A 15,878-nucleotide genomic window follows, 5' to 3' on the forward strand; every position below is an offset into this window, starting at 1 on the left:
ATTGTCTGCATTTTACAAACAGTGATGCAGGAGATGGTGGCTTTATCCAAACAATCGCCAGGACTACAGTGGCTCCATCAACCAACCCATGGAGCCCCCAATGAGCCAGCGCAAACCCATTTTTCCTGCCGATCGCCACGATCTGTATGCCAACCACCGGTATTCGGCAGCCATCCAGTCCGGCGATCTGCTGTTCGTGTCCGGTCAGGTCGGCAGCCGCGGCGACGGCTCGCCCGAGCCCGATTTCGAGGCCCAGGTGCGCCTGGCCTTCGCCAACCTGCAGGCCACCCTCCAGGCCGGCGGCTGCACCCTGGACGACATCGTGGACGTGACCACCTTCCACACCGATCCGCAAAACCAGTTCGAGACCATGATGGCCGTGAAGAACGACATCTTTCCGAGCGCCCCTTACCCCAACTGGACGGCGGTCGGGGTCAACTGGCTGGCGGGGTTCGACTTCGAGATCAAGGTCATCGCGCGCATCCCGGGTTGAAGCGGGCGGCCATTGCACAAAGCCGCGGACCAGGGCATGCTGGCGCGCCGCTGCATGGCTGCGGCTCCAATCCAAGGGACACCATGACCACCTCGACCGGACGAACGCTGCTTTCCCTGTCTGCCACCACCGCTGCCCTGCTGGTGCAGGTGGCGGCCACCACTGCCGCCCATGCGGCAGACCTGCCGCCAGTACCTCCACCGCCACCGCCCGCCCCCACCCGCCCCGCGAGCCAGCCGGCTGCGCAGGCACCGGCGCCGGCAGCGGACAGGCTGGCCCAGGCACGCTATTTCACCCGGTCGCTGCAGTGGTCCGCGGCGCTAGATGAACTCCGGCGTGTCAACGACACGGCCAGCGCCGATTGGCACAACCTGATGGGCTACACCCTGCGCCACGGCAAGGCGCCGGACCTGGCCGCGGCCGGCAGGCACTACGACGAGGCGCTGCGCATCGACCCGCGCCACCGCAACACGCTGGAGTATTCGGGCGAGCTGTACCTGGTGAAAGGCCAGCTCGGCAAGGCGCAGGCGCGACTGGCCACGCTGTCGGGAGAATGTGGCGCCAGCGGTTGCCAGCAGCACGCACAACTGCATGCCGCCATCGAGCGCTACAAGGCGGCGGGCAACCGGTTCGTGCCGTCGACCTGGTAGGCCGGCAAGGGCCGACCTGGCGGTTCAGAGCAGGCCCTCCGGGCCACCAGGGCGAACCCTTAGCGCCGCGCTGGTATTCTGCGCGGGCGGCCCCCTCCGCATTCGGGACACCCACCGCTCGCACCACCCATGGCCCCAGACACCCACCTGCCCGCCCTGATGGCGCGCGTCGCGCTACAGGACCGCGCCGCGTTCAAATCCCTGTACCAGGCCACCTGCGGGAGTCTGTTTGCGGTGGCGCTGCGTATATTGAGGAATGAGAACTGGGCAGACGACGTGCTGCAAGAAGCCTACGTGAACATCTGGCACAACGCGGCCGCGTACAAGCCAGGTGCGGGCGCGCCGATGACCTGGATGATCAACATCGTGCGCAACAAGGCCATCGACGCGCTGCGCGCGCGCAAGGCCGAGCTGGCGCTGACCACCGACCTGGGCGACGAGGCCCAGGACGCCCGGGACGGCCTGGCGGCCGATGCCGCGCACGGGCCCCAGCAGCTGCTGGACGACAGCCTGGTGAAGGCGAAGATCGACGGCTGCATGGGTGCGCTGCCGGCCGCGCAGCGCCAGGCGCTGGCGCTGGCCTACTACCGGGGCATGGTGCACACCGAGATTGCCCAGGCGCTCAATGCCCCGCTGGGCACGGCCAAGGGCTGGGTGCGGCGCGGCCTGGAGCAGCTCAGGGCCTGCCTCGAAGCCGCGGGGGTGACGCAGCCATGAACTACCTGCTGCCCGAACGCCTGGACCGGCTGGCCCGCGAGTACGCGCTGGGCACGCTGGCCGGCCGCGCGCGGCGCCGCTTCGAGCGGGTGCTGCAATCATCCCCCGCCGCAGTGCAGGCCGTCGATGCCTGGCGCCGGCGCCTGGCGGTGCTGGACCTGTCCACTGTACCCCAGCAGCCGCCCGAGGCGACCTGGCGCGCGATCGAACAGCGCCTGTTCGGCACGCCCCAGCCAGCACAGGCAGCATCGGCCTGGCAGCGGGCGGTGCAGGCCCTGCTGGGCGTGCTGTCGGGGCGCACCATCGCGGGCGCGCTGGCCGGCCTGCTGCTGTGCGCAGTGCTGGTGCGCGTGGCACCGGGCATGCTGGGCCTGGAGCCCCGGGCCGATGCGCTGCCCGCCAGCTATGTGGGCCTGCTGCTCGATGGCGGCGGCAAGCCCACGCTGGTGGCCAGCTCGCGCCGCCAGGGGCGCCAGCTCACGGTGAAGCTGCTGCAGCCGCTGGCCGTGCCTGCCGGGCAAGTGGCCCAGCTGTGGGCCCTACCCAAGGACGGCGGCGCCCCCTTCGCGGTCGGCGTGGTGCCGGCCAGTGGCTCGGCCCGCATCGCGTTGCCCGACAGGTCGGAAAAGCTGTTCTTCACGGTATCGCAGCTGGCCGTGAGCTTCGAGCCCGCGCCGGTGCAGGCCGGGGGGGCGCCATCGGGGCCGTTCGTGCTCACGGGGCATTGCGTCAAGGTCTGGTGAGGCAGGCAGCGAACCGCAAAAAGATCTGCCTCCCCGGGATCCGTCTGCCCTCTTGTGTCGTAAGTAGCTTCGGTGCCCTTTGTTTCACCGCTTTCACCGACCGCTACTTGAAGAAGGAAGAACGCCATGACCACATCCCCGAGCGCACGGCTGCTGCCCACCTTGTCGGCCACCATGCTGGCGCTGCTGCTCGCCCAGGCGGCGTATGCCGCCGACCACCCGCCGGTGTTCCCCGCACGCCCCGCAGCGCCTGCCGCGGCCCCGGCGCCCGCCCCGGCTGCGGACAAGCTGGCCCAGGCACGCTACCTGACCCGGTCGCTGCAGTGGCCGGCGGCGCTCGACGAGCTCCGGCGCATCAACGACACGGGCAGCGCCGACTGGAACAACCTGATGGGCTACACGCTGCGCAACAGCAAGGCGCCGGACCTGGCCGCCGCCGAACGGCACTACGACGAGGCACTGCGCATCGACCCGCGCCACCGCAATGCACTGGAGTATTCGGGCGAGCTGTACCTGATGAAGGGCGAGCTCGACAGAGCGCAGGCGCGCCTGGCCACGCTGGGCAGCGAGTGCGGCGCCAGCGGCTGCCAGCAGCAGGCCCAGTTGCAGGCTGCGATCGAGCGCTACAAGGCGGCGGGCAACAAATACGTGCCGTCGAACTGGTAGGCCGCCTGCTTCAACACCGCCCTTCTGGTGTGCCCTCCAGCTCGCCGAGCTTGTCCACCACCAGCGCGATGAAGGCCGAGACTGCCAGCGGCAGGTGCCTGCGGCTCGGGTACAGCACGGTGAGGCCCTGGCCCTTGCGCTGGTACTGGGGCAGCACGGGCACGAGCAGGCCGGCCTGCACGTCGAGCCGGGACATGCCGGCGGGCAGCAGCGCAATGCCCAGGCCGGCCACGGCGGCGCGGCGCAGGGCCTGGGCGGTGTTGGCGCCAAAGCGGCCGGTGGCCTGCGGCACCTCGTGCACGCTGCCATCGGGCCCCACCAGGCGCCACGTGCCGCTGCTGCCGGCATGGCTGGCCACGACGGCATCGTGCCCGGCCAGGTCGGCCAGCGTGGCGGGAACACCGCGCGCGGCCAGGTAGGCGGGGCTGGCCACCAGGCCGTCGCCCCGGGCGCCGAACAGCTGGCGGCCCACGTAGCCCGAGTCGCCCACCTCGCCGCCGCGAAAGGCCACGTCGATGCGCTCGGCGATCAGGTCGGAGCGCGCATCGCTGAGCACGAAATCGAGCCGCACACGCGGGTGCGCGGCCAGGAAGCCGGCGATCCATTCCATGGGAAAGAAGTCGAAGAAATCCGCCGGCACCGCCACGCGCACACAGCCGGTGGGCTCGTCGCTGCCCAGGCGCAGCTCCTGCCCCGCCTCCTGCAGGCCATCGACCGCGCCCGCGCAGCGCTCGTGGAAGGCCTCGCCCGCGCTGGTGAGGGTGAGCTTGCGGGTGGAGCGCTGCAGCAACCGGGTGCCCAGCTGCGCCTCGAGCTGCTGCACGCGCCGGCTCACGGTGTTGGGCGGCTGGCCCAGGCGGCGCGCGGCCTCGGCAAAGCTGCCGCTGCGCACCACCTGCACGAACAGGGCGATGTCGTTGAGATCCAGCGCGGCGGTGGTGGCATCGGTGGCCATGGATATCTATTAAAAATGGATGAGTTCAATCCCATTGTGCCATCTAGTCAATCAATGGGGTGCGCCCTAACCTTCATGGCATCGGGGCGCACAGCCTCTTCACGAACCCACCAGGAAGGAAAGCACCTATGACAATTTCCCATTTGCCCCACATCGGCATCGTGATCGGCTCCACGCGCGAGGGCCGCTTTGCCGACAAGCCGGCGCAGTGGTTCCACGGCATCGCCAGCCAGCGCACCGATGTCTCTGCGGAGCTGGTGGACCTGCGCGACTACCCCATGCCCTTCTTCGATGAGCCACTGTCGCCCGCCTGGGCACCGGTGAAGAACGAAGCCGCGCAGCGCTGGGCGCAGAAGCTGGCCACGCTCGATGGCCTGGTGGTGATCACCGCCGAGTACAACCACGGCCCCACGGCCGTGCTCAAGAACGCGTTCGACTATGCGTACAAGGAGTTCGCGCGCAAGCCCATCGGCTTTGTCGGCTACGGCGGCGTGGGTGCGGCGCGCGCCGTGGAGCAGTTGCGCCTGGTGGCCACCGAGGTGCAGATGGCGCCCGTGCGCAATGCCGTGCACATCGGCATGGCCGAGTTCATGGGCATCTGGCGCGAGGGCAAGGCTTTTGCCGATTACCCGCACCTGGCGCAGTCGGCCAGCGGGCTGCTGGACGACATGGCCTGGTGGGCCCAGGCCCTGAAGACCGCAAGGGAGGCTGTATGAGCATCGACTTGGCAGAAGCCCCTGTGGCCACGACAACCCGCGCCATTGCCTACCGCACGCGCGGCAGCATGCACGGGCCCATCACGCGGCTGGTGAGCCCCGGCGACGTGGGCGAGTGGATCAAGCCCTTTGTCTTTCTGGACCTGTTCGCATCGGACTCGCCCGCGGCGTTTCGCGGCTTTGGCATGCACCCGCATTCGGGCATTGCCACGCTGACCTATTTGATCGACGGCGCCATCTCGTACGAGGACACCACCGGCAAGAGCGGCGCGCTGAGCGCCGGCAGCGTGGAGTGGATGCGCGCGGGCAATGGCGTGTGGCACACCGGCGCGCCCGTGGGCGATTCGCCTTCGCTGGGCTTTCAGCTCTGGGTGGCCTTGCCCGCCGCACTGGAGAACGCACCCGCGCTGAGCCAGTACCTGGCGCCGCAGGAGATCCCGCAGGCCGGCCCGGCCCGCGTGCTGCTGGGCAGCCATGGCGGGGTGCTGAGCCCCATCGAAGCGCCCTCGCCCATGGCCTACCTGGCCGTGCAACTGCGCGATGGCGAGCACTGGCGCTATGTGCCGCCCGCCGGCCACACGGTGGCCTGGGTGGCGGTGGCGGCCGGTGCGCTGAACGCCGGGGGTGCCGTGGATACCGGGGAGCTGGCCGTGTTCGAGGAGTCCGAAGGCGCCATCGACTTCACGGCCCGGGGCGACACGCACTTCGTGCTGGGCTCGGCCGCCAAGCACCCGCACGAACTGGTGATGGGCCGCTACTCCGTGCACACCAGCCGCGCCGCGCTCGCGCAGGGCGAGGCGGAGATCCGGCGCCTCGGCACGCAGTTGCGGCAAGAACGCCGGCTGGGTTAGCTCAAGCGCATTCGGCAACCGGCCGGGTCGCAGCCACCGGGCTGCGCCCCGACCAGACCACCAGGGCCAGGGCCATGACGGCCAGGCCTGCGCCCGCCAGCATGACACTGTGGTACCCCAGGCCGCTGCCCAACACGATGGCGCCCGCAGCCGCCCCGATGGCGTTGCCCAGGTTGAAGGCGCCGATGTTGATCGACGATGCCAGGCTGGGCGCCTCGGCCGCGGCGCGCATCACCTTCATCTGCACCGGGGGCACCAGGGCGAAGGCGGCCGTGCCCCAGACCACCAGGCCGATGGCCGCACCCAGCTTGCTCGTGGCCAGCCAGGGGAAGACCACCATGCTGGCGGCCACCAGCAGCAAAAAGCCCACCAGCGTCTTGTCGACGGAGCGGTCGGCCAGCTTGCCGCCCACGGTGTTGCCAATGGTGAAGCCGACGCCCACCAGGGCCAGCAGGCCCGTGATCTCGCCCGGCGTGGCGCCCGAAAAGGTCTTGAGCACGGGGTTGATGTAGGTGTACAGCGCGAACATCGCGGCCGAGCTGAGCACCGTGGTCATCAAACCCACCACGACCACCGGCCGGCGCAGCACGCGCAGTTCCGAGCGGATGGCGATGGGCGCCTGCATGGCCTGGCCCGGTGGCAGGGCCAGCCGCAGCGCAGCCATGGCCAGCACGCCCAGCGTGGCGATCACGGCGAAGGAGGTGCGCCAGCCCAGGCTGTCCGACAGCCAGGTGGCCGCCGGCACGCCGCCGATGTTGGCCAGCGTGAGCCCCAGGAACATGGTGGCCACGGCGCTGGCCTGCCTGTCGCGCGGCACCAGGCTGGCCGCTACCACGGCGCCGATGCCGAAGAAGGCGCCGTGCGTGAGGCTGGTGACGATGCGCGCCACCATCAGGCTGGCATAGCCCGGCGCCATGGCCGACAGCAGATTGCCCAGCGTGAAGATGGCCATGAGCAGCACCAGCGCCCGGCGCCGGGGCCAGCGGCCGAGCAGCAGCGTCATGAATGGGGCGCCCAGGGTCACGCCGATGGCGTAGGCCGACACCAGCATGCCGGCCGAGGGGATGGACACATCCACGCCCTTGGCAATGTCCAGCAGCATGCCCATGGGGCCGAACTCGGTGGTGCCGATGCCGAATGCGCCGATGGAGAGTGCGGCCAGCGGCCACGCAGAGGACGAAGTATCTGGCGCCGATTCGGCCGGGACAGGGGATGGTTGGGCGTGCATGGGATTCAGAGAGGGTTGCGGGTTTTCCCGGATGGGCTGATTGTGGGCAAGCAGTCTTTCCCAGTAAAGTGGACAATCAAGAAAATACTTTTCTGGATTTCGGGAATATGAAGGCAACGCTGGAAGAGGTGGAGGTGTTTCTCGCGGTGGTGGACACGGGCTCGCTCACGTCTGCGGCCGAGCACCTGGGCCAGCCGGTGTCCACCACCAGCCGGCTGCTGGCGCGGCTGGAAGAAAAGCTGCAGACCACCTTGCTGCAGCGCACCACCCGTCGCCTGCACCTGACCGACGAGGGCTGCGGCTTTGCCAAGGACGCCCGGCGCATCCTGGAGTCGGTGCGCATTGCCGAAGACCGGCTCATGGAGCGGCGCGGCCGGCCGTCCGGCCCGCTGCACGTCGACGCGGCCTCGCCCTTCATGCTGCATGTGCTGGTGCCGCTGCTGCCGGCCTACCGCGCGCAGCACCCCGAGGTGGAGCTGGTGCTGCACAGCAACGAGGGCTTCATCGACCTGCTGGAGCGCCGCGTGGACCTGGCCATCCGCATCGGCGAGCTCAAGGATTCCACCCTGCACAGCCGGCTCCTGGGGCACACCCGGGTGCGCCTGGTGGCCAGCCCGGGCTACCTGCTTCGCCATGGGGTGCCCGAGGACGCCGATGCCCTGCGGCGCAACCACGAGTTGATCGGCTTCATCCAGCCCGACGTGCTGAACGTATGGCCGCTGCTGGCCGGCGACGGCCAGCCCCTGCGCATCGAGCCGACCATCATGTCGGGCAGCGGCGAGACCATCCGGGAGCTGGCGATCGCAGGCATGGGCATCGGCTGCCTGTCGGATTTCATGACCGCGCGCGACCTCGCCGAGGGCCGCCTGGTGGAGGTGCTGTCCCAGGTGGTGATGGCCAAGACCAAACCGGTGAGCGCGGTGTACTACAAGCAGTCGGCGGTGTCGGGCCGCATCGCCTCGATGGTGGGCTACTTGGCAGACGCGATGCGCGCGCCGGAGGCGCTGTGGGCCGGAGAGCGCGGTCAATGACCCCCTGCGTCTGCGCAGGGTCTCGCAGCAGATAGTGCGCAGGCTCTCGCGCCCCGGCTGGCCAGGCCCGCCACGGTGCCGGCCGCCGCCGCCACCGCGAGCATGGCCGCCAGGTGTGCAGCCATCGCGGCCAGCACATCCAGCAGCACGGGGCTGGTCCACAACGCTGCGCCCTGCCCCGGTGCCGGGCCGCCCAGGCACAGCGGCGCCAGCGCGGGCACCAGCATGAGCCCCGCACCATGCAGCAGCGAGACGAGAAAGCAGCCCAGCGCCAGGCCGGCATGCACCGCGGCATGCCGTTGCCGCCATTGCCTTGCCGCCAGCCCTATGGCGGCAAGGCCCAGCACCCAGGCCAGGGCCTGCGGCAGGGCCAGCCCGCCCAGCGCGCCCGCCAGCACCCAGGCCACGGCGGCCGCATGCCCGGCCGCCAGGGGCAGCAGCATTTGCAAGGCATGGGCCCGACGCGTGGCGGCGACGCACCCGTGCAGGGCGCCCATGCCCGCCATGGCGAGCCAGGGCCACAGCGCTTCCATGGCGGTGCCCCCGTCAGGCCTGGGCGTGGCAGCAGCCGCCGGCCGTGGCGCCCACCGCTTGTGCCGTTGCTGCCAGCGGCGATGGCGCGGGCTGGAACGGCGCGGCGCCCTCGTAGCGGTCGTGGTGGCGCACCCAGTCCATGGTGTACTCGGGGTTGGGCTCGTTGCGGCCCACGGGGGTCAGGTCGACCAGGGGATAGGTGCCCATCATCACCTCCACCCCGCGGCCGTAGGTGGAGTAGGTGTGGAACACCTCCGCCCCCTCGCCCGGCTCCTTGTGGAACACGCTGATGCCCGGCGCCTCTTCGGCCGGAAAACGCTGCACCGTGTAGTTGTAGGGCACCTCGCCGCGCGCCACCTGATCGGTGCTGAAGCTCACGCCGAAATCGTGGTTGAAGTCGCTGCCGTGCGACGACACCCAGTGGAAGCGCCAGCCCATGCGCTGGCGAAAGCGTTCGATCTGGTCCAGGGGTGCGCGGGACACGACGACCAGGGTGATGTCACGGCTCGCCAGGTGGATGTTCATGCCATCGATGTGGTCGGCCATGTACGAACAGCTCGGGCAGCCCTGCTCCCACCCGGGGACGAACATGAAGTGCTGCACCAGCAGCTGGCGCCGCCCGTCGAACAGCTGGGCCAGGGTGCGCGGGCCGGCGGTGGTGTCGAAGGCATAGGCCTTGTCCACCCGCACCCAGGGCAGCGCGCGGCGTTCGGCGGCGATGCGGTCCTGCTGGCGCGAAAGCTCTTTTTCGCGCAGCAGCAGGGCCTGGCGCGCGGCCAGCCATTCGCTGCGCGGGACGACGGGGTGGTGGGTGGGTGTTGTCTGGGTCTCGGTCATAAGGTGCTCCTTCACGGGGTTGTCGAACAGGGGCCCATGCGGCGGCTCCAACTGCCCGACATGGGGCAATTGCTGCACAGGGTTTTGGTGAGATGAGGGAGAGCGGGCCGCGGCTGGCCCGCCGGGCGCTATGCCGCTTTGGAGCGGCGGACGGCGCGGACTTTTCCGCTTTCGCCACCGCCGGCATAGAACAGGTCGGCGCCGTCGGATTCGAGCCCGCTCACACCCGTGCCGGCGGGCATCTGCAGGCGCTCAATCACGGCGCCGCTTTGCGGGTCGATGCGGCGGATGTCGCTGGCATCGCCCTCCCAGGTGCCGTGCCACAGCTCGCCATCGACCCAGGTCACGCCGGTCACGAAGGCGTTGGATTCGATGGTGCGGCGGATGGCGCCGGTGGCGGGGTCGATCTGGTGGATCTTGCGGTCGCGGTACTGGCCCACCCACAGGCTGCCCTCGGCCCAGGTGAGGCCCGAGTCGGCGCCCTTGCCGGGGGCCGGGATGGAGGCCACCACGGCGCCTGTGGCCGGGTCGATCTTGTCGATGCGCGACTCGGCGATCTGGTACAGGTGCTGGCCGTCGAACGCCATGCCCGCATCGCAGGGCAGGCCCAGGGTGCGCGTGGTCTCGCCACTGGCGGGGTCGAAGGCGACCAGGCTGGCACCCGTGGCGGCCCACACGCGCTGGCCGTCGTGCGTGACGCCGGCCACGGTGCGGGCACCGGCAAAGGGGCCGTACTCGCGCACGATCTCGGCGGGGCGGGCGGGGACGCCCGTGGGCGCGGTGCGGCTGGCGCTGTCGGGGCTGCAGTCGGTGATGGGCATGGGGTACTCCTTTGGGGTTCGACCCCGGCTTGTGGGGGGCGATGGATGAACTCTATTCAAATGAGCGAACGCCAGGGAGTAACAAGATTGTCGTGAATCCCGCCAGGGGCGGGGCCAGCCAACGCTGCGTGCGTGCTTGGCCGATGGAGCGCACGCGGCCTTGCGCCTGCAGTTCGGCCAGGGCGCGCTGCACCGTGCGCTGGCTGTCGCCCAGCGCCAGCGCCAGGGCCGAGGTGGACCAGGCCGCACCGTCGGCCAACAGTGCCAGCAGCGAGGCCTGCTCGCCCGCGATGGGCGGCGCCAGCACCACCACCTCGCGCCCATCCAGGGGCCGCAGCGCAAAGCCACGCGCCGTGGCCTCGATGCGGGCCCAGGGCTTGGCCAGCGCACGCAGGCGGCCCAGCTCCACGCGCAGCCGGGCACGGTGGGTTTCGTCGGCCTCGCGCGTGCGAAAGGCGCTGGCGATCAGCGCATCGCGGTCCGCATCGCCGGGCCAGGCCTGGGCCAGGGCATAGGCCAGGGCAAGCAGGATGGGCCGGCGCGCGAGGGACAGCCAAGTGGGGGCCGCACCACCGCCCTGCCCCTCTGGCGCCTCCGCCGCCCCAGCGCCCAGCCGGTGCCGGCAGGCATCGACCACCAGCAGATCCGAGGCGAGCAGCGCCGCCACCTCGTCCAGGCGCAGCGGCTGCTCTTGTGCGGCCCCGCCATCGCCCGACAGCAGGCGCCGCGCTGCGGGGCGCTGCAGCGCGGTCAGGGCTTCATCGACCTCGACCACCAGTGCAGGCACGCGGGCATGCGCGGCCGCTTCGCGCGCCTGGGCCAGCGCATCGCGTGCCGCGGCCACGCGCAGCGAGCGCAGGGCCAGCTCGGCCCGGGTGAGCCCCGCCACCGCGGCCAGCGCGGGCGGCATGCCCGGCTCCTGCAGTTCGATGGGGGCCAGCAGGGCCGCGGCCTCGCCCAGCCGGCCCATCAGCAGCCATTGGCGCGCCGCGATGAGCCTTGCCTGCAGGGCGTTGGCCCGGTCGCCGCGCACCGCCAGCGCCGCCGCAGCGGCCACCAGGACATGCGGCGGGCCGTTCAGGTCGCGCTGGGCCAGGGCCACCTCGGCCTCGGCCACCACGCAGCGGGCGCGGGCCAGTTCCTCGTGCGCGCCAAACCCCTTGGCCGCGCGGCGCAGCAGCTCACGCGCCCGGGGGTGCTCGCCCAGCTGCGCCATGGCAATGCCGCGCAGCGCCAGCGCAGGCGGGTCATCGCGCAGGGCCACCCGCTGCAGCGCGCCCAGCGCATCGCCGGCGGCAAGCGCACGGGCGGCGGCGGTGATCAGCGAATCCATGGTGCGGCAGGCTACACGAACGTGGGTCTTGTATTTTGTTTCCAAGGAAACTACACTCGCCAACGAAATAGTTTCCCAAGAAACAAATCATGAAAAAAACCAACCCGCCCAGCCCCCTAGAAGCCCACCTGGGCTACTGGATGCGCTTTGTCTCCAACAAGGTGTCGGCCGGGTTCCAGCAGGCGGTGGAGGCATCGGGCGTGTCCGTCACCGACTGGGTGGCGCTGCGCACATTGTTCGACGCCAGCGATGGCGGCCCGCAAGGCGCGGCCACCCACGCCACGCTGACCCAGGCCCTGGGCATGACCAAGGGCGCCGTCTCCAAGGTCGTGGCCCGGCTGGAGGACCAGGGCCTGGTGGCACGCGCGGGTGCGCCAACGGACGCGCGCAGCCACACCCTGTCGCTTACCCCGGCCGGCCGCGCCCTGGTGCCCGTGCTGGCCGCCAAAGCCGAAGCCAACGACGAGAAGTTCTTCGGCCACCTGCCCCAAGCCGAGCGCCAGCAGCTGGCGCGCCTGCTGCAGGAGATGGTGCGCCTGCACCAATGGCAGCAGGTGCCGCGCAGTTGAATCCAAGAACCCATCCCTGAAAGACGCCCATGAACGAAACGACCATCGCCACCATCGAACGCTGCGCCCAGGCCTCCAAGGACGGCACGGCCCATTTCGGCGCCATCGTGCAGGCCCTCACCGGGGCCGGCGTGGAGGCGTATTTTGCGGACTACCGCAGCGAGGCCACCACCTACTACCTGCCCAGCGGGGAGACCCATGCCGTGGCCCTGCCGCCACCGCCAGCCACGCCCATTGCCGAGGCCTTCGACGCTGCAGGCATCCAGGCCGCCATCCGCGGCGCGCAACGCGGCGAGGTGATGTACCCGGAGTTCCTCACGCTCTCCCGCGCCGCGGGCTGCGTGGGCTACATGGTGTGTGCGTATTTCGGCTCTCTTGGACATGTAGTTCGGCACCGTGGACACAGAGTTCGGCACCGGGAGCATAGAGCGGCAGATGGCAGATGGCAGATGGCAGACAACCCATCGTGGAGGATAGTGGGGACGGTGGGCTAAACTTCCGCTATCGACCAAGAGCCGTCTTTCGACGAGGTGAATCCTGTCGCAGCAATAGCTTGCTTGAGGCGGCTCTGAACTCGCACCCACCTTTCGCCAACTGCTCAATCTGAGAGGCGCACGTTCTGTACCTGCGCGCCCAGCTTAAGGTACAGCAGCCCGTCTGCCCCCATCCACCAGGCGCTCGCCTGCGATGGCACCTGGGCCGCCGGGCCCGTGGGCAGCACCCACTGCGGCACAAGGTGCCATGGCTGGCCAGCCAGATTAACGGTGAAGGCGCCTTCGCTCGATGCAGGCTGTAGCACCAGCGTGGCGCCGGGCACCGCCGCCGCAAAGATCGCCTGGGCCTGCGTGGGGTTGAGCAGCGATGGAAACAGCCATTGCCGCGTACTGCCGTTGTTCTGCAAAAAGATCCGGCCTTGCCCGTCCACGCCGATCTGCGGCGTGCCGCTGGTGGTGGTGCCACCGCCCGTCCAGTCGGGCCGCAGCACATAGGTATGCCCGCCCGTGCGCAGTTGCAGCACGCCTTCGGCGCCCAGCTTCAGCGTCGCATCCGGCAAAGCGGTGGTGACCGCGCTGGCCAGGCCGGCCAAGTCCGCCACTGCGGGGGCGAAGTGCACCACTACCCCGCCGCGCACCCAGCGCAGCAGGCCCAGGGGAGTAAATGACAGGCCATCGGGCAGCGTGGCATCGATGGTGATGGGCAGGGTGGGCAGCAACTGGAACACCAGGCCACCATCGCGCGCCAGGTAGACGCCGGAGGCGGCGACTTCAAGGCCTTGCGCCAGGTTGCCGCCGGACAGGCGCGCCAGCGCCCCGTTCAATCGGGCGAATGCTGTGTTGTCCACCGTGATGGATGCTGGCAGGCCCGCAAAAGCTATGGCATCCCCCGGCTGCCGGGTGTCGCCCTTGAGCGAACCCAAGGTGATCGAAGCCACGGCACCGGCCGCATTCACGGCCAGCCGCTCGCCCGCCTGCAGGCCCATGCTGCCCAGCGCTGGCAGGCTGCCAAGGGGGGCGTTGAGCGAGCCCACCAGCACAGCCACCGCCAGCGGCTGGGCCTCGATGGTGGTGTCCGCCACGCCCGAGCGCAGCAACACCGGCCCCGCCAGCGCCATGGGCTGGCCCACGCTGGTGCTGGCCATCGATGCCCAGCCCTGCAGCACCGTGAGCACCAGCACGGTCTGCCCATCGGCGCGCGATACCTGCAGCTGCGTGCCTGGCGTGGCCTGCACCTTCAGGGGCTGGCCGTTGGCGGTGATCTGCAGCATGACCGGCGTGGTGCCCGTGCCGGGTAGCACGATGGTGGCACCGGCGCCGCCGGGGCCGATCACGATGGGCCGCGATGGATCGGTGATGGTGGTGATGGCTGGCGTGTCGATGGGCAGCGCGCCCGGGCCGGGGTCGTCTGCGGGTGGCCCGACGACCACCGGGGCCGTGGGCGTGACGGCCAGGCTGGCGCTGGAGGCAAGGCTTTCGCCCGCTGCGTTGGTGGCCTTCACCGTGAAGGTGTAGGGCGTGCCGTTGGCCAGCCCCAGCACCGTGCAGGTGGTGGGCAGCGGGCTGCCGGTAGTGACCGTGCAGGTCTTGCTCGCATCCGCCACTGCCACCGCGGTGTAGGCGGTGATGGTGCTGCCACCATCGCTGGCCGGGGCAGTCCACGCCACTGTGGCCTGGGCATTGCCCGCGCTGGCGGTGACCGCGGTGGGGGCACCGGGCACCCCCGCGCCTATGGAAAACAGGCGCGACTGGCTGGGTGCCGCCGCGAAGTACGCGCCATCGCTGCCCGCGCCGCCAGCCTGGCGTGCCTGCACACCGCACAGATAACCGGACTTGCCGGCCAGCACGGTGAGCGTGGTGCCGCTCACCGTGCACACACCGGGTGTGAAGGATGCAAACGCCACGGGCAGGCCGCTGCTGGCGCTGGCCGACAGGGTGGCTGAGGCGCCCGAGGCAGGTGCCCCTGCCGCTGTAAAGTCGATGGACTGCGCTGCGGCGATATGCGTTGGTACCTCGCGGTCAGCCGTGCTGCCGTTGCCCAGTTGGCCGGAACCGTTGAAGCCCCAGCATTGCAAGGCCCCGGCCGTGGTCAGCGCGCAGGTGTGCCGGATCCCTGCCGCAATGGCCGCCACCCCGCTGGCCAGGCCCGTGACGGGCTGGGGCGTGGTTTTGTCGGTGGTGCTGCCATCGCCCAGTTGACCGTAAAAGTTGAGGCCCCAGCATTGCGCGGCCCCGGCCGTGGTCAGCGCGCAGGTGTGCTGGTACCCTGCCGCAATGGCCGCCACCCCGCTGGCCAGGCCCGTGACGGGCTGGGGCGTGCTTTTGTTGGTGGTGCTGCCATCGCCCAGTTGGCCAAAATTGTTGGCGCCCCAGCACTGCAGGGCCCCGGCCGTGATCAGCGCGCAGGTGTGCTGGTACCCTGCCGCAATGGCCGCCACCCCGCTGGTCAGGCCCGTCACGGGCTGGGGCGTGCTTCTTTGGGTATTGCTGCCATCGCCCAGTTGGCCGCTAAGGTTAGCGCCCCAGCACTGCACGGCCCCGGCCGTGGTCAGCGCGCAGGTGTGCTGGCTCCCTGCCGCAATGGCCGCCACCCCGCTGGCCAGGCCCGTGACGGGCTGGGGCGTGATCTTGCTGGTGGTGCTGCCATCGCCCAGTTGGCCGCTAAAGTTGTCGCCCCAGCACAGCAGGGCCCCGGCCGTGGTCAGCGCGCAGGTGTGCTGGTTCCCTGCCCCAATGGCCGCCACCCCGCTGGCCAGGCCCGTGACGGGCCGGGGCGTGCTTTTGTTGGTGGTGCTGCCATCGCCCAGTTCGCCTGCGGCGTTGCGGCCCCAGCACAGCACGGCCCCGGCGGTGGTCAGCGCGCAGGTGTGGTTGCCCCCTGCCGCAATGGCCGCCACTCCGCTGGATAGGCCCGTCACGGGCTGGGGCGTGGTTTTGTCGGTGGTGCTGCCATCGCCCAGTTGGCCGAATAAGTTGTAGCCCCAGCACTGCACGGCCCCGGCCGTGGTCAGCGCGCAGGTGTGCTGGTTCCCTGCCGCCATGGCCGCCACCCCGCTGGCCAAGCCCGTGACGGGCTGCGGCGTGATCTTGTCGGAGGTGCTGCCATCGCCCAGTTGGCCTTGGCCGTTGAAGCCCCAGCACTGCACGGCCCCGGCCGTGGTCTGCGCGCAGGTGTGGTAGTACCCTGTCGCAATGGCCGCCACCCCGCTGGCCAGGCCCGCGACGGGCTGGGGCGTGCTT

The 15,878-nt window shown here is 70.3% G+C and carries 17 protein-coding genes; 10 read left to right on the forward strand and 7 right to left on the reverse strand.

Features of this window, described 5'->3' with window-relative positions; translation table 11 throughout:
- Positions 1-100: 100 nt before the first annotated feature.
- The 5 genes from AC07PA_RS26685 (at position 101) to AC07PA_RS26705 (ending at position 3,269) form a co-directional block, all read left to right on the forward strand.
- The gene (locus AC07PA_RS26685) at positions 101-493 is read left to right on the forward strand and encodes a RidA family protein (RefSeq protein WP_007848685.1); all 393 of its coding nucleotides are present in this window, start codon (positions 101-103) and stop codon (positions 491-493) included.
- An 83-nt stretch (positions 494-576) separates the two neighbouring features.
- A complete protein-coding gene (locus AC07PA_RS26690) occupies positions 577-1,143 on the forward strand; it encodes a tetratricopeptide repeat protein (RefSeq protein WP_007848688.1) in 567 nt (188 codons plus the stop codon).
- Between the two features lie 129 nt (positions 1,144-1,272).
- On the forward strand, positions 1,273-1,860 hold the full coding sequence (locus AC07PA_RS26695) for a sigma-70 family RNA polymerase sigma factor (protein ID WP_007848691.1): 588 nt from the start codon (positions 1,273-1,275) through the stop codon (positions 1,858-1,860).
- Complete coding sequence (locus AC07PA_RS26700) at positions 1,857-2,603, forward strand: anti-sigma factor (protein WP_494607747.1); 747 nt, start codon at positions 1,857-1,859, stop codon at positions 2,601-2,603. The genes AC07PA_RS26695 and AC07PA_RS26700 overlap by 4 nt, the downstream gene beginning before the upstream one ends.
- A 126-nt stretch (positions 2,604-2,729) precedes the next feature.
- On the forward strand, positions 2,730-3,269 hold the full coding sequence (locus AC07PA_RS26705) for a tetratricopeptide repeat protein (RefSeq protein WP_494607745.1): 540 nt from the start codon (positions 2,730-2,732) through the stop codon (positions 3,267-3,269).
- 10 nt (positions 3,270-3,279) lie between these two features.
- Here AC07PA_RS26705 and AC07PA_RS26710 read toward each other — a convergent pair whose 3' ends face one another.
- Positions 3,280-4,224, reverse strand: coding sequence for a LysR family transcriptional regulator (locus AC07PA_RS26710; protein WP_007848696.1), 945 nt, complete (start codon positions 4,222-4,224; stop codon positions 3,280-3,282).
- 128 nt (positions 4,225-4,352) lie between these two features.
- On the opposite strand from AC07PA_RS26710, the gene AC07PA_RS26715 reads away from it, so the two are divergent.
- Both AC07PA_RS26715 and AC07PA_RS26720 read left to right on the forward strand, forming a co-directional pair.
- Positions 4,353-4,940, forward strand: a complete 588-nt coding sequence (locus AC07PA_RS26715; protein ID WP_494607743.1) for an NADPH-dependent FMN reductase — start codon at positions 4,353-4,355, stop codon at positions 4,938-4,940.
- Positions 4,937-5,791 (forward strand): pirin family protein, encoded by an 855-nt coding sequence (locus AC07PA_RS26720; RefSeq protein ID WP_494607741.1) that lies wholly within the window; start codon positions 4,937-4,939, stop codon positions 5,789-5,791. The genes AC07PA_RS26715 and AC07PA_RS26720 overlap by 4 nt, the downstream gene beginning before the upstream one ends.
- 1 nt (position 5,792) lies before the next feature.
- Here AC07PA_RS26720 and AC07PA_RS26725 read toward each other — a convergent pair whose 3' ends face one another.
- Positions 5,793-7,019: an MFS transporter gene (locus tag AC07PA_RS26725; protein ID WP_494607739.1), complete on the reverse strand. Its 1,227-nt coding sequence runs from the start codon at positions 7,017-7,019 to the stop codon at positions 5,793-5,795.
- 107 nt (positions 7,020-7,126) lie between these two features.
- Here AC07PA_RS26725 and AC07PA_RS26730 point away from each other — a divergent pair, with 107 nt between their 5' ends.
- Entirely contained in the window at positions 7,127-8,050 is a 924-nt protein-coding gene (locus AC07PA_RS26730) for a LysR family transcriptional regulator (RefSeq protein ID WP_007848704.1), read from the forward strand.
- Here AC07PA_RS26730 and AC07PA_RS26735 read toward each other — a convergent pair.
- The 4 genes from AC07PA_RS26735 to AC07PA_RS26750 form a co-directional block, all read right to left on the reverse strand.
- Positions 8,044-8,583, reverse strand: coding sequence for a hypothetical protein (locus AC07PA_RS26735; protein WP_494607737.1), 540 nt, complete (start codon positions 8,581-8,583; stop codon positions 8,044-8,046). The two genes, AC07PA_RS26730 and AC07PA_RS26735, sit on opposite strands and share 7 nt — an antisense overlap.
- A 13-nt stretch (positions 8,584-8,596) precedes the next feature.
- Positions 8,597-9,421, reverse strand: coding sequence for a DUF899 domain-containing protein (locus tag AC07PA_RS26740; RefSeq protein ID WP_494607735.1), 825 nt, complete (start codon positions 9,419-9,421; stop codon positions 8,597-8,599).
- A 128-nt stretch (positions 9,422-9,549) separates the two neighbouring features.
- Entirely contained in the window at positions 9,550-10,242 is a 693-nt protein-coding gene (locus AC07PA_RS26745) for a Vgb family protein (protein WP_494607733.1), read from the reverse strand.
- A gap of 52 nt (positions 10,243-10,294) precedes the next feature.
- A complete protein-coding gene (locus AC07PA_RS26750) occupies positions 10,295-11,575 on the reverse strand; it encodes a helix-turn-helix domain-containing protein (protein WP_494607731.1) in 1,281 nt (426 codons plus the stop codon).
- An 89-nt stretch (positions 11,576-11,664) separates the two neighbouring features.
- Here AC07PA_RS26750 and AC07PA_RS26755 point away from each other — a divergent pair, with 89 nt between their 5' ends.
- Both AC07PA_RS26755 and AC07PA_RS26760 read left to right on the forward strand, forming a co-directional pair.
- On the forward strand, positions 11,665-12,144 hold the full coding sequence (locus AC07PA_RS26755; RefSeq protein WP_494607728.1) for a MarR family winged helix-turn-helix transcriptional regulator: 480 nt from the start codon (positions 11,665-11,667) through the stop codon (positions 12,142-12,144).
- A 29-nt stretch (positions 12,145-12,173) separates the two neighbouring features.
- A complete protein-coding gene (locus AC07PA_RS26760; protein WP_494607726.1) occupies positions 12,174-12,638 on the forward strand; it encodes a DUF1398 domain-containing protein in 465 nt (154 codons plus the stop codon).
- A gap of 104 nt (positions 12,639-12,742) precedes the next feature.
- Here AC07PA_RS26760 and AC07PA_RS26765 read toward each other — a convergent pair whose 3' ends face one another.
- A complete protein-coding gene (locus tag AC07PA_RS26765; protein ID WP_494655398.1) occupies positions 12,743-15,841 on the reverse strand; it encodes an RCC1 domain-containing protein in 3,099 nt (1,032 codons plus the stop codon).
- Between the last annotated feature and the right edge of the window lie 37 nt (positions 15,842-15,878).

Source organism: Acidovorax sp. GW821-FHT09B03, from assembly GCF_059418305.1.